The 21,103-nt window shown below is 64.8% G+C and carries 16 protein-coding genes; 6 read left to right on the top strand and 10 right to left on the bottom strand.

The genetic code is table 11. The annotated features are described in order from the left end of the window. Positions 1-51 precede the first annotated feature (51 nt). A complete protein-coding gene (locus AWB72_RS03690; RefSeq protein ID WP_040051942.1) occupies positions 52-1,350 on the bottom strand; it encodes an ABC transporter substrate-binding protein in 1,299 nt (432 codons plus the stop codon). Between the two features lie 238 nt (positions 1,351-1,588). Beyond that, positions 1,589-2,371 carry an L-iditol 2-dehydrogenase gene (locus AWB72_RS03685; RefSeq protein ID WP_040051689.1) on the bottom strand — a complete coding sequence of 261 codons (783 nt, stop codon included), beginning with the start codon at positions 2,369-2,371 and terminating at the stop codon, positions 1,589-1,591. Between the two features lie 261 nt (positions 2,372-2,632). Between AWB72_RS03685 and AWB72_RS03680 the strand changes: the two genes are divergently transcribed. The 5 genes from AWB72_RS03680 (at position 2,633) to AWB72_RS03660 (ending at position 6,729) form a co-directional block, all read left to right on the top strand. Continuing rightward, on the top strand, positions 2,633-3,463 hold the full coding sequence (locus AWB72_RS03680; RefSeq protein WP_143754572.1) for a hypothetical protein: 831 nt from the start codon (positions 2,633-2,635) through the stop codon (positions 3,461-3,463). Positions 3,464-3,651: 188 nt separating this feature from the next. Then, complete coding sequence (locus AWB72_RS03675; protein WP_040051687.1) at positions 3,652-4,116, top strand: Fur family transcriptional regulator; 465 nt, start codon at positions 3,652-3,654, stop codon at positions 4,114-4,116. A gap of 26 nt (positions 4,117-4,142) precedes the next feature. After that, positions 4,143-5,048, top strand: coding sequence for a metal ABC transporter solute-binding protein (locus AWB72_RS03670; protein WP_040051686.1), 906 nt, complete (start codon positions 4,143-4,145; stop codon positions 5,046-5,048). Further along, complete coding sequence (locus AWB72_RS03665; RefSeq protein ID WP_040051941.1) at positions 5,045-5,932, top strand: metal ABC transporter ATP-binding protein; 888 nt, start codon at positions 5,045-5,047, stop codon at positions 5,930-5,932. The genes AWB72_RS03670 and AWB72_RS03665 overlap by 4 nt, the downstream gene beginning before the upstream one ends. An 8-nt stretch (positions 5,933-5,940) precedes the next feature. Further along, positions 5,941-6,729, top strand: a complete 789-nt coding sequence (locus AWB72_RS03660) for a metal ABC transporter permease (protein WP_040051685.1) — start codon at positions 5,941-5,943, stop codon at positions 6,727-6,729. Positions 6,730-6,778: 49 nt separating this feature from the next. Here the strand turns inward: AWB72_RS03660 and fghA are convergent, their stop codons facing one another. The 4 genes from fghA to AWB72_RS03640 form a co-directional block, all read right to left on the bottom strand. Continuing rightward, positions 6,779-7,621, bottom strand: a complete 843-nt coding sequence (fghA, locus tag AWB72_RS03655) for an S-formylglutathione hydrolase (RefSeq protein ID WP_040051684.1) — start codon at positions 7,619-7,621, stop codon at positions 6,779-6,781. A gap of 15 nt (positions 7,622-7,636) precedes the next feature. Beyond that, positions 7,637-8,743 carry an S-(hydroxymethyl)glutathione dehydrogenase/class III alcohol dehydrogenase gene (locus AWB72_RS03650; RefSeq protein WP_035961252.1) on the bottom strand — a complete coding sequence of 369 codons (1,107 nt, stop codon included), beginning with the start codon at positions 8,741-8,743 and terminating at the stop codon, positions 7,637-7,639. A gap of 34 nt (positions 8,744-8,777) precedes the next feature. Beyond that, positions 8,778-9,992 carry an AGE family epimerase/isomerase gene (locus tag AWB72_RS03645; protein WP_040051683.1) on the bottom strand — a complete coding sequence of 405 codons (1,215 nt, stop codon included), beginning with the start codon at positions 9,990-9,992 and terminating at the stop codon, positions 8,778-8,780. Between the two features lie 103 nt (positions 9,993-10,095). Next, a complete protein-coding gene (locus tag AWB72_RS03640) occupies positions 10,096-11,508 on the bottom strand; it encodes a xylulokinase (protein ID WP_040051682.1) in 1,413 nt (470 codons plus the stop codon). 345 nt (positions 11,509-11,853) lie between these two features. Between AWB72_RS03640 and AWB72_RS03635 the strand changes: the two genes are divergently transcribed. Further along, positions 11,854-13,257, top strand: coding sequence for a nucleobase:cation symporter-2 family protein (locus AWB72_RS03635; RefSeq protein ID WP_040051681.1), 1,404 nt, complete (start codon positions 11,854-11,856; stop codon positions 13,255-13,257). A gap of 66 nt (positions 13,258-13,323) precedes the next feature. Here the strand turns inward: AWB72_RS03635 and AWB72_RS03630 are convergent, their stop codons facing one another. From AWB72_RS03630 to AWB72_RS03615, 4 genes are all read right to left on the bottom strand, one after another. Next, entirely contained in the window at positions 13,324-14,772 is a 1,449-nt protein-coding gene (locus AWB72_RS03630; RefSeq protein ID WP_040051680.1) for an efflux transporter outer membrane subunit, read from the bottom strand. A 1-nt stretch (position 14,773) separates the two neighbouring features. Further along, positions 14,774-17,962: an efflux RND transporter permease subunit gene (locus AWB72_RS03625; RefSeq protein WP_040051679.1), complete on the bottom strand. Its 3,189-nt coding sequence runs from the start codon at positions 17,960-17,962 to the stop codon at positions 14,774-14,776. A 17-nt stretch (positions 17,963-17,979) separates the two neighbouring features. Then, the gene (locus tag AWB72_RS03620) at positions 17,980-19,182 is read right to left on the bottom strand and encodes an efflux RND transporter periplasmic adaptor subunit (RefSeq protein ID WP_040051678.1); all 1,203 of its coding nucleotides are present in this window, start codon (positions 19,180-19,182) and stop codon (positions 17,980-17,982) included. 396 nt (positions 19,183-19,578) lie between these two features. Continuing rightward, positions 19,579-21,102, bottom strand: a complete 1,524-nt coding sequence (locus AWB72_RS03615; RefSeq protein ID WP_040051940.1) for an efflux transporter outer membrane subunit — start codon at positions 21,100-21,102, stop codon at positions 19,579-19,581. Between the last annotated feature and the right edge of the window lies 1 nt (position 21,103).

The raw sequence follows: 21,103 nt of genomic DNA, 5'->3' as shown, positions 1-21,103 counted from the left end.
ATGATGCCGGCGGGCCGCATCAGGCGACGCGGCCCGCGTACCGCGGAAGATTTACTTCTGATAGCCGGCTTGCTTCACCGCGCGATCCGCTGCGGCATTGGCTGCCTTCAGCGCGTTGTCGACGCTCGTCTGACCCGCGACGACGCCCGCGATCGACTGCCCGACCACCGTGCCGAACGACTGGAACTCCGGAATGCCGACGAACTGGATGCCGCTATACGGCACCTTGTGCAGCGTCGCGTCGTTCGGGTCCGCCGTTTCGATCGCCTTCAGCACGAAGTCGCCGAACGGCGCGGCCTGCTTGTACTCGGGGCGCGCGTACGTCGACTTGCGCGTGCCCGGCGGCACCGACGCCCAGCCTTCGTCCTTGCCGACCATCTCGATGTATTCCTTCGACGTGGCCCAGGCGGCGAACTTCTTCGCGGCGTCCTGCTGCTTCGACGTCTTCGGGATCGCGAGCGACCACGACCACAGCCAGTGCGAGCCCTTCGGCGTGACGGCGACCGGCGCGGCCGCGAAGCCGATCTTGTCGGCCACCTGCGATTGCGCCTTGTTGTAGAGCATGCCGGCAGCGACCGTGGCGTCGATCCACATCGCGCACTTGCCGGAGGACATCAGCGTGAGGTTCTCGTTGAAGCCGTTCGAGCTTGCTCCCGGCGGGCCGTCGTTCTTCAGGAGATCGGCGTAGAACGACACCGCCTTGTGCCACTCGGGCGAATCGAGCTGCGCCTGCCACTTCTCGTTGAACCATTCGCCGCCGAACGTGTTCACCACCGTCGACACGAACGCCATGTTCTCGCCCCAGCCCGCCTTGCCGCGCAGACAGATGCCGTACTGGCCCTTCGACTTGTCGGTGAGCTTGTCGGCGAACTGCTTGATCTGGTCGTAGGTCGGCTGGTCGGGCATCTTCAGGCCGGCGGCCTGGAAGAGATCCTTTCGGTAGTAAGTCATCGAGCTTTCGACGTAGAACGGCAGCGCGTAAAGCTGACCGTTGTACGAGAGCCCGTCGCGGGCGGTCTTCACGACATCGTCGAGATCGTAGTTCGCGGGCAGGCCCGCCATCGGCGAGAGCCAGCCGCGCTTGCCCCACTGCGGCGCTTCATACGTGCCGATGGTCAGCACGTCGAACTGGCCGCTGTTCGTGGTGATGTCGGTCGTCGCGCGCTGGCGCAGCACGTTCTCTTCGAGGATCACCCATTTCAGCTGGATGTCGGGATTGGCTTTTTCGAACGCCGGCGAGAGCTTTTTCAGCTCGATCATGTCCGGATTGTTCAGCGTGGCGATGGTGATGGTCGTCGCGGCCTGCGCCGAGAGCGGCACGAAAACCGAGGCCGCGAGGGCCGCGGACATTGCCGATAGCGACAGCAATGCGGTGCTCGAGCGCCGCGCGCGCGGCTGTGCGGGAACGATGCGTTGGGTGCGTTTCATTGGGTTCGTCTCCTTTTTCGTTAGCACGGGCGCAGCGGATGGTCCTTTCGGACCGCCTGTCTGCTTGTGTCGATGCGCGATCGGATCGCGCGGGTTATCGTTCCGCGACGCCGTTTCAATATAGACGGTGCGCCCGATGCTGCAAGGCGCACGCGCGCGGTCAGCTCATCCAGTTGCCGCCGTCGACGTTGATCGTCTGCGCGGTGATGTAATCGGAGTCGGCGGAGGCCAGAAAGAGCGCCGCGCCGGTCAGATCGGCCGGCACGCCCATGCGGCCGAGCGGCACTTCCTCGCCGACGAGGCGTTTCTTCTCGCCGAGCGGCCGGTTTTCGTAGCGCGCGAAGAGCGCATCGACCTGTTCCCACATCGGCGTATCGACGACGCCCGGCGCGATACCGTTCACGTTGATGCGCTCTTTCGCGAGCGCGAGCGCCGCCGATTGCGTGTAGCTGATGACCGCCGCCTTGGTGGCGCAGTAGTGCGAGACGAGCGCCTCGCCGCGCCGCCCCGCCTGCGACGACATGTTGATGATCTTGCCGCCGCGCCCCTGCTCCACCATGCGCTTGGCGACCGCCTGCATCAGGAAGAACATGCCCTTGACGTTGACCGCGAACAGCCGGTCGTAGACGTCCCAGGATTCGTCGAGGATCGGGCGCATGTCGAAAAGCGCCGCGTTATTGAACAGGATATCGATTCCGCCAAAGCGTTCGACGGCGCGCGCCACGATGCGCTCGATGTCTTCGCGGCGCGTGACGTCGGCTTTGAGCGCGAGCACGCGGGCGGATGCGTCGACGGTGTCGGCGTAGCGCCCGGCCATGTCGTGCTCGTCCTTGACGTCGACGATGACGAGCTTCGCGCCTTCGTCGAGATAGCGCCGCGCGACCGCCTCACCGATCCCGCTCGCGGCGCCTGTGATGACCGCGACCTTGTCTTTCAGTCTCACCGATGTCTCCGAATTTTTGCCGTCCGGCGATGTGAGCGAACGCTCTGCCGCCGAACAATTGCTCTCTGTGTGATCGAATGATCGGTGCTCGAACGGGCGATGTCAAGGTGGGGAAGTACGGTTTCGATGGTGCGGCGCGGAAGGTTTTCGCTCGACGAACGCCGGTCTTTCTAGGAGTCGTCGTGTTGACGGCCCCTTCCTGCGTGGCTAAGTTGCTCGGCCCTGAGCCACCGCTCTCGTCAGACATAAACGCTGCCGGCCATGTCCGAAATCTCAATTACGACCACTCGTTCCAACGCAACGTTGCGCGCATTCGCTGTTGCTCTCTCGTCGATCGCAGCATGCGCTTTCGCCGCCTCCGGCACGGCACGCATCGTCGAGACCATTGAATCGACTCATCCGCCGTACTTCGCGAAGGTCTCGGACGGGCAAGTCGTTTCGGTCGCGCTTCAGCCTCAGGCGTTGCCGCGCGATATGAATCCCTCCAATTCCATTCGATCCGAAACCGGCGACTTCAAGCCCGCGCGTTATGCATTTCCCGGTGCCCGCGTGCCGAAATCCGTGTTGACGCGCCTGACCGATATTTACCGCTACGACCGTCGGCGCGACGTGCCTATCGTGTCTTCGGGCGGCGACTGGGTTATCGCCGAATATTTCCGCGCCGGGTCGCACGTGCCCCTCGCGCGCTTTCAATTGCTCGGCAAAGAGGTGCAGCGTCAGGAACGGCTGGATCGAACTGGAAAGGCGGTGGAAGTCATCGTGGTCGGCTGGGCGCCGGCAGCGTCTACCGAGGACGATGACAAGACGGACCCCGGAACGCTCGGCGAGCACCCGGCATGGATACGCGTGTTCAAGCTCTCGACTGCCGGGAAAAGAACGCTCGTCGCGTTGGCCTGGCGCAAGAAGGCTTTCATCGCCGCGCCCGATCGATACGATGCGCCGGACGAACGCGACCTCGTATTCGGATTGCCGAGCGGTGTCGCGAAATGGCCGACGGAGGAAGCGTTTCTCAAGGCCGAGCACATCGACCTCAACGCGGCAAGTCTCACGGGGCATGCTGCTTCGACCGCCGACACGCGCACGGTGCGTTGACCGTGCGCGCTTCCGATCGGCGCTTTCTCGCGATCATGCAGGACGCTCGCGCGGGCTATCTGTTCAAACGCTAACGCCGCTGCCCGTGCGCCTCTCAGCAAACTTCGCTGATGCAACTTCGATTGATACGTTATATCATCGCGAAACCATCATATCGAAGGACGCTGCGCACCCGCAGCGACGACGACATGCCATCCGTCGAAATCATGCTTTCCCGTGCCGAGGCGCTCGCCGACGAGCGCGGCCTCGCCCTCACGCCGCTGCGCCGGCACGTCTACGAACTCGTGCTGAAGGCGCACAAGCCCATCGGCGCGTACGACCTCATCGACGCGATGGAGCCGAAGCGCGGCGCGCGCGTCCCGCCGACCACCGTCTATCGCGCGCTCGATTTCCTGGTCGAGAACGGGCTCGTGCATCGCATCGAGTCGAAGAACGCGTTCGTCGCGTGCTGCGACGCCGGCAAGCCGCACGAAAGCCAGTTCCTCATCTGCGACGAATGCGGCGCAACGCTCGAAATCCAGGGCCGCGAACTCGCCTCGTCGCTTTCCGCGAGCCCGCCCGCGCACGGCTTTCAGCTGCGCCATCAGGTCGTCGAACTCAGCGGGCTTTGCAGCGATTGCCAGTACAAGCATCGCGCGCAACACGGCGCATGACATCCCGCATCGACATAAGGAAAACCATGAAACTCGCGCATGTCCTGACGTGCATCGCCGCTGCGTTCGCCTTTTGCCCGCCTGCCCTCGCGCAAACATCGGCGCAGACTTCGGCGCAAACCGCGCGCGTGCCCGTCGTCGCGGCGGAGAATTTTTATGGCGATGTGATCCGCCAGCTCGGCGGCGATCGCGTGACGGTGACGAGCATCCTCAACAATCCGGACGAAGACCCGCATCTGTTCGAAGCCAGCCCGAAGACCGCGCGCGCGCTTCAGCACGCGGCGCTCGTCGTCTATAACGGCGCGAACTACGATCCGTGGATGGACAAGCTCCTCGGCGCGACGAAGAGCGACGGCAAGCGCACCGTGATCGTCGCGGCGCAACTGACCGGCAAGAAGCCCGGCGACAATCCGCATCTCTGGTACGACCCGCCGACGATGCCCGCCGTCGCGAAAGCGGTGAGCGCTTATTTGTCGAGCGCGGACCCGGCGCACAAGAGCGATTACGACGCGCGCCTCGCCGCGTTCCTTCAGGCGCTGAAACCCCTCGACGCGCGCATCGCGGTGATGAAATCGCACTACAAGGGCGTGCCCGTGACCGCGACTGAGCCGGTGTTCGGCTATATGTCCGACGCCATCGGCTTCGAAATGCGCAACACGCGCTTCCAGACCGCGCAGATGAACGAGACGGAGCCGAGCCCCGCCGACATCGCCGCCTTCGAGAAAGACCTGCGCGAGCGGCGCGTGCATGTGCTCATCTACAACAGCCAGGCGACGGGCGCGCTCACGCGGCGTCTGCTCGATGTCGCGAAGGACGCGCATGTGCCGAGCATCAGCGTGACGGAGACGCTGCCCGCCGGCAAGACGTATCAGCAATGGATGCAGTCGCAACTCGACGCGCTCGCGGGCGCGCTGCAAGGATGGCAACGATGACGCAAGCGCCGCAACCCGCGCTGGAAGTCGATCGCGTGACGCTGGAACTCGGCGGCCGCGCGATCCTGAACGACGCGAGCTTCACCGTGAACACGGGCGAATTCATCGGCGTGCTCGGGCCGAACGGCGCGGGCAAGACCACGCTGATGCGCGCGCTGCTCGGCCTCGTGCCCGTCGCGTCCGGCGCGATCCGCGTGAACGGCGAAGCGGTGGTGCGCGGCAACGCATCCATCGGCTATATGCCGCAGATTCGCAGCGGACTCGCGGGCCGGCGCGTGCTGGGCCGCGATTTCGTCGCGATGGCGGCGGACGGACATCGCTGGGGCCTGCCGCATCGCAATGCCCGCATTCGCGCCGATGTCGAGCGCGTGCTCGATCTCGTCGGCGCACGGCAACTGGCGGCGCGGCCGCTCTCCGAGCTATCGGGCGGCGAGCGTCAGCGGCTTTTGCTCGCGCAATGTCTGCTCGGCAATCCGCGCCTGTTGCTGCTGGACGAACCGCTCATCAGCCTCGATCCGCGTCATCAGACGGGCGTGGTCGAACTCGTGCGGCGCGTGCAGCGCGAACTCAACATCACCGTGCTGTTTTCCGCGCACGAGTTGAATCCGCTTTTGAATTCGCTCGATCGCGTGCTGTATCTCGGCAATGGGCGCGCCGCACTCGGCACCGTCGATGAAGTCATCACGAAACCCGTGCTCTCGCGTCTGTACGGCTCGCCCATCGACGTGATGCGCGTGAACGGCCGCATCTTCGTGATGTCGGGCGATGTCGAGATCGACAAGCTCGATCACGCGCACGAGGAAGGCGGCGAACACGAACACGAACATGAGCATGAACACGATCACGGCCATGCGCACAGTCACGGCCACAGCCACGTCAAGTAGAAAGCACAATGTTTGAATACGACTTCATGGTGAATGCATTCGCGGCGTCGGGAATCGTCGCGGTGCTGTCGGGGATCGTCGGCTACTTTCTCGTGATGCGCGGACAGACGTTCGCGGGCCACGCGCTATCGCACGTCGGCTTCACCGGCGCGACGGGCGCGGTGCTGCTCGGCATGCCGCCGATCTGGGGAATGGTCGGCTTCACGCTCGCGGCGGGCGTCGGCATGGGCGCGCTCGGCGAAAAGCTCTCGGGCCGCGATGTCGCCATCGGCGTGATTCTTTCGCTATCGCTCGGCTTCGGCCTGCTGTTTCTCCACTTCTTCACCGCCTACGCGACGCAGGCCACCGCGCTGCTCTTCGGCAACGTGCTCGGCGTGAATCACGCGACGCTCGTTCTGCTCGCGGGGCTGGCTGCGGTGAGCCTCGTCGCGCTCGGCGTCATCATGCGGCCGCTGCTGTTCGCGTCGCTGCAGCCGGAACTGGCGGAGGCGAAAGGCGTATCGCTGCGGCTCGTGTCGGTGCTGTTTCTCGCGATCACCGCGCTCGCGGTGGCGGCGTGCACGCAGATCGTCGGCGTGCTGCTCGTGTTCGCGCTGATGGTCGGTCCGGCTGCTGCGGCGCAGAACGTGACGACGCGCTTATCGGCGGGATTGCTGCTCGCGGCGCTGTTCGCGCTCGCGCAGGCGTGGATCGGCTTGACGCTCGCCTATTACACCGACTGGCCGACGAGCTTCTGGATCACGATGCTCGCGGCGCTGGTATATGCAGGAAGCCTGCTGGGAAGGCGCGGGCATTGATCGTTGCGATGCCGGTCGTGCGCGCGGCGCAACCGGCATCGCCAGATACTTACCGCGTCAACACGCGCGCGTGATGCGCGATGTGGTCCCCGACGAACGTCGAGATAAAGAAGTACCCGTGGTCGTAGCCTTCATGCCGGCGCACGGTCACGTCATGTCCCGCTTCGCGCGCGTGGCGCTCGAATACATCGGGATGAAGCTGCTCGGCAAGAAACTGATCCGCCAGACCCTGATCGATCAGAATCCCGCCCTCGAAGCGCGATGCGGTCTTCACGAGTTCGCTGGCGTCGTACCGAGCCCATGCCGAACGATCGTCGCCGAGATAGCCGGTGAACGCCTTCACGCCCCACGGACACAGCGACGGCGCCGCGATCGGCGCGAACGCCGACACGCTCCGATACACGTCCGGATTGCGCAGCGCCAGCACGAGCGCACCGTGGCCGCCCATCGAATGCCCGAAGATGCCGAGCCGGTCCTCGCGCACCGGCAATTCCGCCAGCACCGCTTCGCGCAAATCCTGCGTCACGTACGAATACATGCGATACCGCTCGCTCCACGGCTCGCGCGTCGCATCGACATAAAAGCCCGCGCCCACGCCGAAATCCCACGCGTCTTTCTCGCCGGGAATATCGGCGCCGCGCGGACTGGTATCCGGTGCGATCAGCGCAATGCCCTGTTCCGCCGCGTAGCGCTGCGCGCCCGCCTTGATCGGGAACGTCTCCTCGGTGCACGTGAGGCCGGCGAGATAGAACAGCGCCGGCACCTTGCCCGACGCCGCCTGCGCGGGCAGGAAGACGGAGAAGCGCATGGGCAGGCCGATGGACTTCGACTCATGCCGATAAATGCGCTGCACGCCATCGAAACAGCGATGCTCCTCGATGAGTTCGAGCATGGCGTTCTCCTTCGTTCAATAGATGACGACGGAACGGATCGACTCGCCCTTCTTCATCAGGTCGAAGCCGTCGTTGATCTGGTCGAGCTTCAGATGATGCGTGATGAGATCGTCGATATTGATCTTGCCTTCCATGTACCAGTCGACGATCTTCGGCACATCCGTGCGCCCGCGCGCGCCGCCGAACGCCGAGCCCTTCCATTCGCGGCCCGTGACGAGCTGGAACGGACGCGTGCTGATCTCTTCGCCCGCCGCCGCCACGCCGATGATGAACGACTGCCCCCAGCCCTTGTGCGTGCATTCGAGCGCCTGACGCATGAGCTTCACATTGCCGACGCATTCGAACGAATAGTCCGCGCCGCCATCGGTCAATTGCACGATGTGATCGACCACGTTCTCCACTTCGTTCGGGTTGATGAAGTGCGTCATGCCGAACTTCTTCGCGAGTTCCACGCGGCCCGGATTGATATCGACACCGATGATCTTGTCCGCGCCGACCATCTTCGCGCCCTGGATCACGTTCAGGCCGATGCCGCCCAGCCCGAACACGACCACGTTCGCGCCCGCTTCCACCTTCGCCGAATACACAACCGCGCCGACGCCCGTCGTCACGCCGCAGCCGATGTAGCAGATCTTGTCGAACGGCGCGTCTTCACGCACCTTCGCGACGGCGATCTCCGGCACGACGATGTAGTTCGAAAACGTCGACGTGCCCATGTAGTGAAAGAGCGGCTTGCCGTCGAGCGAGAAGCGCGAGGTGGCATCGGGCATGAGGCCCTTGCCTTGCGTCGCGCGAATCTTCTGGCAAAGATTCGTCTTGCGCGACAGACAGAACTTGCACTCGCGGCATTCCGGCGTGTAGAGCGGAATCACGTGATCGCCCTTCTTCAGCGTGCCGACGCCCGGACCGACATCGACGATCACCCCCGCGCCTTCGTGGCCGAGAATCGCCGGGAAGATGCCTTCCGGGTCCGCGCCCGACAGCGTGTAGTAGTCGGTGTGGCAGATGCCCGTCGCTTTCACTTCGATCAGCACTTCGCCGGCGCGCGGGCCTTCGAGATCGACTTCCTCGATGGTGAGCGGCTGACCGGCTTTCCATGCGATTGCGGCTTTTGTCTTCATCGTCCAGTTCCTCGGTTTCTTGAGATTGATGGTTTCAGCGAATGATATTCAGGACTTCGTAGCAAGCGCCCATCGTGTGATAGTCGGTCTTGCCGGCGGGGCTTTTCTCGTCGCTGTACTGGCGGTTGTCGCGCGTCAGGATGCGATACCACGCGCCGTATTTGTGATCGACGAAATGCGCCCAGCTATAGGTCCACAGGCGGTCGTAGTCGTTCCAGTAGCGCACGGCGGCTTCTATGTCGCCATCGCGCTGCATGCGATCCGCGAGCAACGCCGCCGCCGCGAGCGATTCCGCCTGCACCCAGAAGTACTTGTCTTCGTCGTAGAACTTGCCTTCCGTGTCGAAGCCGTAGACCATGCCGCCGTGCTCGTCGTCCCACGAGCGTTCCAGCGCGCGGTCGAACAGTTCGCGCGCGCGTTGCACATGCCATGCGTCAGGCCGATGCCGGTCGAGAATCAGCAGCAGCTTCGCCCATTCGGTCTGATGCCCCGGCTGAAAGCCCCAGGGCCTGAAGATGTTGCTGCGATCGCCCTTGTTGTAGTCCCAGTCGATGGACCAGTCCGGCTTGTAATGCTCCCACACGAGGCCGCCCGCGAGCGACGCCTGGCGGTTCACCATGTTGTCGGCGAGGAGCGCGGCGCGGTCGAGATAGCGCGCTTCGCCGGTCGCTTCGAACGCGGCGAGAAACGCTTCGCATGCGTGCATGTTCGCGTTCTGCCCGCGATAGTCGGAGACGTTCCAGTCCGCGCTCGCTTCGTCCTTATACAGACCGTGCGCCGCGTCCCAGAAGTGCGTTTCCATCACGTGCCAGGTTTCGTCGAGATACGCGCGCGCTTCGTCGAAGCCCGCTTCGACGGCCTTCGCATACGCGAGCACGACGAACGCGAGGCCATAGCAATGGTTGGTGGCATCTGTCACGTCGCGGCCGTTGAGCGTCCACGCATAGCCGCCCGTCTGCGGATTGCGATGAACCTCCCGCAAATAATCGATGCCATGCCGCACGCCGCCGCGATACTCGTCGAGACCGTAGTGCTTGTAGGCCATCGCGTAGTTGAACACGAAGCGCGTGCTCGACACGAGATGACGCGACTTGCGGTCGTAGATCGTGCCGTCGTTCTTGTAGAAGTGATAGAAGCCGCCTGCGGGGTCCATGCAGTGCGGGTGATAGAAGATCATCGTGCGCAGCGCGTGGTCCAGCAAAAACTGGCGCGAGCGGAAGTCGGGTTGCGTCGGGACGGAAGCGGACATAGCGGAATGTCGATGTTGTTGTGATGCGCAGGACGTTGCCGTGCGGGTTGAGCGTGAGGGACGTGCTGCAGAGCCCAAAGTGTAAGGGCTAACGCGCTTGCCGTCAGAACCAGCCTTCGACGCGTCCGTACAGGTCGATGAAACGCGCGTGCCTTCGTTGAAGCGCGGCGTCGCCTCGCGGTGCGGCCACGCGCGTCGCGGCCGGCGCGAGCGATGCGAGTTCGTTCGTCCGCCAATGCCCCGCCGCGATGCCGCCGAGCATCGCCGCGCCGCGCGCCGCCGCGTTCGGGCAATCGACGGCGTTCAGCTCGACATCGAGCGCATCGGCGAGCAACTGACGCCAGCGCGCATCGATCGATCCGCCGCCCGCGAGTCGCATCGCGGACAACGGCGTGCCGCTGTTCCGGATTGCATCGAGACCCGCACGCAATGCGAATGCCACGCCTTCGAATGCGGCGCGCATCATCGAGCCGCGCGTGTCGTCGAGGCCGAGTCCGAGCCATCCGCCGCGCGCCGCCGGGTTCATCCACGGCGAGCGTTCGCCGCTCAGGTACGGCAGAAAGGTGACGGATGCGCTGGCGTCGGCGGCGAAGGCGTCGTCGTAGGCGGCGGGCCACGTCGCATAGCCGAGCCAGCCGCGCACCGCTTCCAACGCCACGCCGACGTTCTGCATCGCGGCCATGCGATACCACGTGTCCGTCGCCGCGCGATACGCATGCAGGCCGCGCACGGACGGCGGCGCGTCCTCGCACATGACGACGATCTGCCCGCCGCTGCCCGTCGTGAGCAGCGCGTCGCCGTCCGCGTGCAGGCCGCTGCCGAGCGCGGCGCAAGGCGTATCGCCCGCGCCGGCGGCCATCGGAATTCCGGCGCGCAAGCCGAGTTCCGCCGCCGCCCGCGCCGACAACGCGCCGCCTTCTCCATGCGATACCGCGACCGGCGCGAACCATTCGCGCGGCAAGCCGAGCCTGTCGATGAGCGCGTCGTCCCACGCGCCCGAAGGATGCGCGAGCGCCGTCGCGCAGGCATCGGATGGATCGGTGACGAACGTGCCGCCCAGACGCACGCGCAGCCAGTCCTTCGGCTGCAACGCCCATCGCATTTCGCAGGCCACCACGCGCTCGTTCACCGAGAGCCAGCGCAAGAGCGGTCCGGCCATGCCCGGCGCGACCGGGTTCGGCTGCGGCTCGGGCCATGCGTCGAGCAAGGCGCTCGCGCGCGTGTCGGGCCAGAGCATCGCGGGGCGCAGCGCGCGGCCATCGGCAGCGGTCGGGACGACGCCGTGCATCTGCCCGGAAAAGCCGATCGCGCTCACCGCTTGCCGTTCGTCCGATGGCAAACGCGCGGCGGCATCGACGAGCGCGGCATGCCACGCATCGGCGGACGTTTCGGCCCAGCCGGGATGCGCGCTCGTCACCGCATACGCCGCGCTCGACGATGCGACCTCGCGCGCCGCTTCATCGACAATGGCGAGTTTGATCGAACCGGTGCCGAGATCGATGCCAAGAAAACGCATGAAATGACTTCTCCGTGTCGTGTGAAAACGCGTCAGGGAAAACGCTCGATTCGCGGGTTAACCCCGCCGTCGCGCGCAACAGGCAAAAAATGGACTATACGGGCCTCGTGATGAACATCATAACGATGCCCGCAATCAAGCGGCCTTTCTTCACACGACATGAATCGCCGCGTGTGCGTCAAACCCCTTGCTGCAAAGGCTTCGACGCCATCTTGCCGCATGCCGCGCGGGTTTTTCATATCGGCATGCGAACGCGTCGTATAGCGTCGCGTGGTCTTGTTAGGGCTTTTTGACGCACTTACCTTGGAGGCCATTCAAGTGGAAAGGCTTTTCAAGGAGAGAGACATGGCATCGAGTACGAGCAGCGCAAACGCGCATGCAAAGGTTCATCCGTGCGACGAGCGGCTGCCCACCGGCCAACTTCTGACGCTGGGGATCCAGCACGTCCTCGTGATGTACGCGGGCGCCGTCGCGGTGCCGCTGATTCTCGGCGCGGCGATGCATCTCACCAAGGATCAGGTCGCGTTCCTCATCAGCGCCGACCTGTTTTCATGCGGCGTCGCGACGCTCATCCAGACGCTCGGCCTGTGGATCTTCGGCATTCGCCTGCCGGTCATCATGGGCTGCACGTTCGCCGCTGTCGGACCGATGGTCGCCATCGGCACGAATCCGTCGCTCGGCATTCTCGATGTCTTCGGCGCCACGATCGCGGCGGGCGTCATCGGCATCTTTCTCGCGCCGATGATCGGCAAGCTGCTGCGCTTCTTCCCGCCGGTCGTGGTCGGCACGGTGATCGCGGTGATCGGCCTGTCGCTGATGGGCGTGGGCATCAACTGGGCGGCGGGCGGCGTCGGCAATCCGGACTACGGCAACCCGGTTTATCTGCTCCTGTCGCTCGTCGTGCTGTCGCTCATTCTGCTCATCAACAAGTTCGCGCGCGGCTTCATCGCGAATATATCGGTGCTGCTCGGCATCGTCGCGGGCTTCGTCATTGCCGCGATGCTCGGCCGCGTCAGCATGGACGGCGTGGCGCATGCGCCGTGGGTCGGCATCGTGATGCCGTTCCACTTCGGCCTGCCGCATTTCGATGCGCTCTCCGTCGCGACGATGGTGATCGTCATGTTCGTGACGTTCATCGAATCGACGGGCATGTTCCTCGCGGTCGGCGATCTCGTCGAACGTCCGGTCGATCAGAAAGCGCTCGTGCGCGGCCTGCGCGTGGATGGTCTCGGCACGCTGATCGGCGGCGTGTTCAACTCGTTCCCGCATACGTCGTTTTCGCAGAACGTCGGCTTGATCGGCGTGACGGGCGTGAAGAGCCGCTTCGTCTGCGCGACGGGCGGCGTGATTCTCGTGCTGCTCGGCCTCTTTCCTAAGATGGCGCAGGTGGTCGCGTCGGTGCCGCCGTTCGTGCTGGGCGGCGCGGGCATCGTGATGTTCGGGATGGTCGCGGCGAACGGCATCAAGGTGCTGTCGAAGGTGGACTTCGCGAAGAATCACCACAACCTGTTCATTGTCGCGGTGAGCGTGGGACTCGGGCTCGTGCCGGTGGTCGCGCCGAAGTTCTTCTCGCAACTGCCGCACGCGCTCGAGCCGATTCTTCACAGCGGCATTCTGCTGGCGTCGGTGTCGGCGGTGCTGTTGAATATCGTGTTCAACGGCGTGCGCAAGGAGCGTGAGGCGCGATGCGACATCCGCCAGGCCGGACATGAGTTCGATGGCACCGCGCGGGCGTCGGAAGCGCAATAAGGACGTGTTGGCGGGTGTGCTTGCCTTGAGCGCCGCGGTGTGAGCCGCGGCGCTTTTTTCATGGCGTCAGGATGCGGCGTCGGCTGCGCGCGGTGAATCGCCGGTGCGCTCGATCCATCCGCCGCCGAGCGCCTGATACAGCGTCACCAAATTGGCGAGCCGCTGCGTGCGCGCGACGATCAGCGATTGCTGCGCGGCGTACAAGTCCTGCTGCGCGGTCAGCACGCCGAGATAGCTGTCGACGCCTTGCCGGTAGCGCATCGTCGACAAATCCAGACGACGCTGTTGCGCGGCGGTGTCGCGTTCGAGCGCTTGAATTTGCTGATCGTAGGTGCCGCGCGCGGCGAGGCCATCGGCGACATCGCGGAACGCCGACTGGATCGCCTTCTCGTACTGCGCGATCCGGATGTTCTTCTGGACGTTCGCGAGATCGAGATTCGCCTGATTCTCGCCGCCTTCGAAGATCGGCAGCGTGATCGTCGGCGCGAAGCTCCATGCAGCCGAACCCGCCTTGAAGAGACCGCCGAGCGTCGGACTCAGCGTGCCGAAGCTGCCCGTCAGCGAAATGCGCGGGAAGAACGCCGCCCGCGCCGCGCCGATATTCGCGTTCGCGGCAAGCAGATTCTGCTCCGCTTCCATGATGTCGGGACGGCGCGTCAGCAAGTCCGATGGCAAGCCCGCAGGAATGTCCGTGAGGAAGTGCTGGTCGTTGAGCGGCATGCCGGCGGGCAGATCGTCGGGCATCGGCTCGCCGAGCAACAGCACGAGCGCATTGACCGCCTGCGCCCGCGCGCGCTGCTGCGCCTGAAGGTTCGCGTTCGCGCTCTCGACCACCGTCTGCGATTGACTCACGTCGAGTTCTGACGCCGCGCCGTTGTCGAACTGCAGCTTGACGATGTCATACGACGCGCGCGCCGTCTTGAGCGTGCCTTCGGTGACGCGCAACAGATCATCGGCCTGAAGCACTTGCAGATACTGCGACGCCACTTGCGAGATCAGCGAAACCTCGAACGCTTTACGCGCATACGCCGTCGAGAAATACTGCGCGAGCGCCTGATCCTTGAGACTCTGCACGCGCCCGAACAAGTCGATTTCCCACGACGCATTGAGGCCGACCGAATACGTGTTCGAAATCGTCTTGTCGAAGAACGACAAGTCTCGCGGCGTGCGCTGTTTCGACTGATCCGCTTGCGCCGAGATCGCCGGGAAAAGCTCCGAACGCACGATCCGATACTGCGCCTGCGCCGCCTGAATGTTCAGCACCGACACGCGCAAATCGCGATTGTTTTTCAACGCGATATCGATGAGCCGCTGCAGCCGCGCATCGACGAAAAACGCGCGCCAGCCGATATCCGCCGCCGCGACGCCTTGCGCCACGTTGGGCTGCGCGGCATACACGCCGCCTGCCGGAAAGTTCGCCGATACGGGCGCGGCGGGCCGCTCGTACGTCGGTTCCAACGTGCAGCCTGCGGCCAGAACCGCGACCGCCGCCGCGATCAAAGAATGTTTGAGCATGTCAATGTCCCTGCTTGCCTGAGCCGTCGCGCGCGCCGGAACGCTGCCGCTCGTAATCCGCGATTGCGGCTTCCGTGTCTTCCTTGTCGCCGCCGAAGCGCGCGCGGACCACGACGAAGAACATCGGCACCATGAAGATGGCGAAGAAGGTCGCGGAAAGCATCCCGCCGATCACGCCCGTCCCGATGGCATGCTGGCTCGCCGATCCCGCGCCGTTGCTGATCGCGAGCGGCAAGGTGCCGAGGATGAACGCGAGCGACGTCATCAGAATCGGACGCAGACGCAGGCGCGCCGCTTCGAGCGCAGCCGCGACCGGCCCCATGCCTTGCGCAAGCTGCAATTCGCGCGCGAACTCGACGATGAGAATGGCGTTCTTCGCCGACAAGCCGACTGTCGTCAGCAAGCCGACCTGGAAGAACACGTCGTTTTCGAGGCCACGCAAGGTCACGGCGAGCAACGCGCCGATCACGCCGAGCGGCACGACCATGATCACGGAGAACGGAATCGACCAGCTCTCGTACAGCGCGGCAAGGCACAGGAACACGACGAGAATCGAGATGCCGTACAGAACCGGCGCTTGCGAGCCGGACTGGAGCTGCTGAAGCGACAAGCCCGTCCATTCATAGCCGATGCCCGCCGGGAGCTTCGCGGCGAGCGCTTCGATGGCCTGCATCGCCTGGCCGGTGGATTTGCCGGGAGCCGCCGCGCCCTGGATTTCGATCGACGACATGCCGTTGTAGCGCTCCAGCTTCGGCGAGCCGTTGCGCCACTCGCCCGTCGCGAACGCGGAGAACGGCACCATGCCGCCCGACGCATTGCGCACGAACCAGCCGTCGATGTTTTCCGGCGACATGCGGAACGGCGCGTCGCCCTGAAGGTAGACCTTCTTGATGCGGTTGTCGGTATCGAGGAAGTTGTTCACGTACATCGACGCCCACGCCGCCGAGAACGTCTGATCGATCGCGGATGCCGGCACGCCCAGCGCCAGCGCCTTCTCGCGGTCGATGTTCACCTTGAACTGCGGCGTATCGTTGAGGCCGTTCGGACGCACCTGCGCGAGCGACGGATCGCTCGCCGCCATGCCGAGCAACTGATTGCGCGCGGCCATCAGCGCGTCGTGACCTACGCCCGCGCGATCCTGCAGCTCGAAGTCGAAGCCCGACGCCGTGCCGAGTTCGGGGATGGACGGCGGATTGACCGGGAAGACCATCGCGTTGCGATACCCCGCGAAGCGCCCGAACGTGCGGCCCACGAGCGCCTGCACCTTCGCGTCGGCGCGCTGGCGTTGCGCGTAATCCTTCAGGCGCACGAACACGAGGCCCGAGTTCTGCCCGCGTCCCGCGAAGCTGAAGCCGTTCACCGTGAACACGGATTCAACGACCGCGCTTTCCTGCTTCAGCAAGTAGCCGGCGACATCGTCGAGCGCGCGTTGCGTGGTTTCCTGCGTCGATCCGGCCGGACCGGCGACGAGGATGAACATCGTGCCCTGATCTTCGTCGGGCAGAAACGCCTTCGGCAGCTTCGTGAACAGCAGCCCGACCACCGCGATGATCGCGAGATAGATGACGAGCCAGCGCCCCGAGCGGCGGATGACGTGCGTGACGCCCGTATGATACGTGTCGCGGCTCTTGTCAAACGTGCGGTTGAACCAGCCGAAGAAGCCGGTCGACTTCTGCGCGTGGCCCTTCGGCAGCGGCTTCAGGATGGTCGCGCACATGGCGGGCGTGAGGACCATCGCGGTGAGCACGGAGAGGACCATCGCGGAAACGATGGTGAGCGAGAACTGCCGATAGATCACGCCGACCGATCCGCCCGAGAACGCCACCGGCACGAACACCGCCGACAGCACGAGCGCCACGCCGATCAGCGCGCCGGTGATCTGGCCCATCGCCTTGCGCGTGGCTTCGCGCGGCGGCAAGCCTTCTTCGCTCATCACGCGCTCGACGTTTTCGACGACGACGATCGCATCGTCCACCAAGAGGCCGATGGCGAGCACGATGCCGAACATCGACAGCGTGTTGATCGAAAAGCCGAGCGCGGACATGATCGAGAACGTGCCGAGCAGCACGACCGGCACCGCGATGGTCGGAATCAGCGTCGCGCGGATGTTCTGCAGGAACAGATACATCACGAGGAACACGAGCACGATCGCTTCGCACAAGGTCTTGATCACGTCCGAAATGGACTGGCGCACGAACGGCGTGGTGTCGTACGGATACTTCACGACGAGCCCGTGCGGGAAGTACTTCGACAACTCGTCGATCTTCTTGCGCACGCGCTCGGCCGTGGCGAGCGCATTCGCGCCGGTCGCGAGACTCACGCCGAAGCCCGCGGCCGGATGCCCGTTGTAGTGCGTCTCGAAGTTGTAGTTCTCGCCGCCCAGCTCCACGCGCGCGACGTCCTTCACGCGGACCTGCGAACCGTCCGCGTCGACCTTCAGCAGCACGTCGCCGAACTGCTCGGGCGTGCGCAGCAGCGTCGCTTCGGTGATGGTGGCCTGCATCGCCTGACCGGGCGTCGCGGGCGTGCCGCCGAGCTGGCCGCCCGCGACCTGCACGTTCTGCGCTTGCAAGGCCTGTTGCACGTCGCCGGGCATGAGGCCGTACTTCATCAGCTTGTTCGGATCGAGCCAGATGCGCATGGCGTATTGCGTGCCGAACAGGTTGACCGTGCCGACGCCGTCGAGACGGCTGATCTGTTCCTGCACGTGCGACGCCACGTAGTTCGCGAGGTCGTTGCGGTTCATGCTGCCGTCTTCGGACACGAACGCGAGCACGACGAGGAAGCTGTTGCTCGCCTTCGACACGCTCAGGCCGAGCTGCTGCACCACTTGCGGCAGGCTGGGCGTGGCGAGCTGCAGCTTGTTCTGCACCTGAACCTGCGCGATGTCGGGGTTCGTGCCCGCCGCGAACGTCAGCGTGACGGTCGCCGTGCCCGAATCGTCCGAACTCGACGACAGATACATCAAGTGGTCGAGCCCGCTCATCTGCTGCTCGATCACCTGCGTGACGGTGTTTTCGACGGTTTGCGCGGACGCGCCGGGGAACATCGCGGTGATCTGGACGGACGGCGGCGCGACGGTCGGATATTGCGCGACCGGCAATGTCGATACCGACGCGAGGCCCGCGAGCATGAGGATGATGGCGATCACCCACGCGAAGATCGGGCGATCGATGAAGAATCTGGCCATTGAGCGTGCCTCCGTCCTTACGCGCCGGACGCGGCCGAAGCTGCGGAAGCGGCCGAAGCTGCGGAAGCGGCAAAAGCCACCGAAGCCGGCGCGGCCTTCACGACCATGCCCGGCCGAACCTTGTCGGTGCCTTCGACGATCACGCGATCGCCCGCCTGCACGCCGCTCTCGACGATCCAGTTCTGCCCCGCCGTGCCCGATGTCACGAGCGGGCGCGGCGCGACCTTGCCGTCCTTGTCGACGATCATCGCGATGGGGGTGCCTTTCTGGTCGTGCGTGACGCCCGCGACCGGCACGAGCAGCGCGTGCTCATTGACGCCCTCGGCGATGCGCGCGCGCACGAACATGCCCGGCAACAGCACGCGGTCATGGTTCGGGAACACCGCGCGCACGGTGACGGAGCCGGTCGAGCGGTCCACGGTCACGTCGCTGAACTGGAGCTTGCCTTTCTCGGGATAAACGCGGCCGTCTTCGAGAATCAGCGTGACTTCGGCGGCGTTCGGACCGGCGCTCACGAGCCGCCCTTCCTGGATCTGGCGACGCAGCTTGAGGCCGTCGAGACTCGATTGCGTGAGATCGACGTACATCGGGTCGAGCTGCTGCACGGTCGCCATCAGCGTGGCCTGGCTCGCCTGCACGTACGCGCCCGGCGTGACTTGCGATATGCCGATCTGGCCCGTGACGGGCGACGCGACGTCCGTATAGCCGACGTTGATCTGCGCCGTGCGCAGCGCAGCCTTCGCCGCCGCTACTTCCGCCGCCGCCTGGCCTTGCGCGGCGACCGCGTTGTCGTAGTCCTGCTTGCTGACCGCGTTCGCGGCGACGAGCACCTTGTATCGCTCGGCCTGAGCCGATGTCGAGACGAGATTCGCCTCGGCCTTCGCAAGCGACGCCTTCGCGCTGTCGAGCTGCGCGAGATACGGCGCGTGATCGATCTTGTAGAGTCGCTGGCCGGCCTTCACGAGCGCGCCTTCGGTGAAATCGCGCCGCTGCACGATGCCATCGACGCGTGCGCGCACTTGGGCATCGACGAACGCGCTGGTGCGCCCCGGCAATTCGCTGGTCACGGGCACCGCGACGGGCGCGAGCGTGACGACGCCGACTTCGGGCGTGGGCGGGGTCATCGGCGGATGCTTGTCCCCGCAGGCGGCCACGAGCATGGCGGCCGACATGGCCGTCGCGACACGGATGAATCGGTTTGGAATCCTTTCGAAGCGCATGAAGCGAGGACCTCTTGATGACTGGAAAAAGGAATGCGCGCGCCCGTCATTGGGAACGCGAATGCCCGCGTGCGCGGACATCGATCGATGCACCCGGGTGCTGAATGCGGAAAGCGCGTTGCGTGGCGGCGGTCTGCCGCGGTGACAGACGAAGCGGCGCGGCCTTGAAATGCCGATGCCCGGATGCCTGAATGCCCGAACGCGCGGCGGTGCGCCCGTCTCAGGCGACGCGATTATAGGTAGCGGATTTTATGAGGATCGCTAAGAGAGGGTCGGATTCAACGAAATTTGACGAGGTCAAACCGAATTTGTCGAAGCCTGAGCGGAACGCGCGAAAAAAAGCCCGGCGCGATGGCCGGGCTGTGATGCTGATACTGACTTACCGACGACGGGCAATCACCCCGCTGCCGCAGCCGACGATGCCGCCCGCGGCGCGCTGGCCGGTCCGACATCGGCGGGCGCATCGGCGGGGCGCGGCGCGTCGCCGGTGTGCTCGATCCATCCGCCGCCCAGCGCCTGATACAGCGTCACCAGATTCGCGAGCCGCTGCGTGCGCGCGGTGATCAGCGTCTGCTGCACCGAATACAGATCCTGCTGCGCGGTCAGCACGCCGAGATAGCTGTCGACGCCTTGCCGGTAGCGCATCGTCGACAAATCCAGACGACGCTGCTGCGCGGCGGTGTCGCGTTCGAGCGCTTGAATCTGCTGATCGTAGGTGCCGCGCGCGGCGAGGCCATCGGCGACATCGCGGAACGCCGACTGAATCGCCTTCTCATACTGCGAAATCTGGATGTTCTTCTGGATGTTCGCCAGATCCAGATTCGCCTGATTCTGCCCGCCTTCGAAGATCGGCAGTGTGATCGTCGGCGCGAAGCTCCACGCGGCCGAACCCGGCTTGAACAAGCCGCCGAGCGTCGGACTCAACGTACCGAAACTGCCCGTCAGCGAAATGCGCGGGAAGAACGCCGCGCGCGCCGCGCCGATGTTGGCGTTCGCGGCAAGCAGGTTCTGCTCCGCTTCCATGATGTCGGGACGACGCGTCAGCAAGTCCGACGGCAAGCCCGCAGGAATGTCCGTAAGGAAGTCCTGTTCGTTGAGCGGCATGCCGGTCGGCAGATCGTCGGGCATCGGTTCGCCGAGCAACAGCACGAGCGCATTGACCGCCTGCGCCCGCGCGCGCTGCTGCGCCTGATAGTTCGCCGTCGCGGTTTCGACCACGGTTTGCGACTGGCTCAAATCCAGCTCGGACGCCGTGCCGTTGTCGAACTGCAGCTTGACGATGTCGTACGATTCGCGCGCCGTCTTCAGCGTCGATTCGGTGACCGTCAGCAGATCGTCCGCCTGCAGCACTTGCAGATATTGCGCCGCGACTTGCGAAATCAGCGAAATCTCGAACGCCTTGCGTGCATACGCCGTCGAGAAATACTGCGCGAGCGCCTGATCCTTCAGGCTCTGCACGCGCCCGAAGAGATCGATTTCCCACGACGCATTCAGGCCCACGGAATACGTGTTCGAAATCGTCCGGTCGAAGAACGAGAGGTTTCGCGGCGTGCGCTGCTTCGACTGATCCGCTTGCGCCGAGATCGTCGGGAACAGTTCGGAACGCACGATCCGATACTGCGCCTGCGCGGCCTGAATGTTCAGCACCGACGTGCGCAGATCGCGATTGTTCGCGAGCGCGATGTCGATGAGCCGCTGCAGCCGCGCATCGACGAAAAACTCGCGCCAGCCGATATCCGCGCCCGCGACGTCCTTCGCGCTGCGCCCGCCGGCATCCGCCGCGCCCGGCTGCGTCGCGTAGACGCCGCCGGTCGGGAACGTCTGCGACACGGGCGCGGCCGGACGCTCGTACTTCGGCTCCATCGTGCAGCCTGTGGCCAGAACCGCGATGGCCGCCGCAATCAAAGAAAGTCTACGCATT

Source organism: Caballeronia concitans (assembly GCF_001544615.1).
Taxonomy (GTDB): Bacteria; Pseudomonadota; Gammaproteobacteria; order Burkholderiales; family Burkholderiaceae; genus Caballeronia; species Caballeronia concitans.
This window is presented reverse-complemented; position numbering and strand designations above follow the sequence as displayed.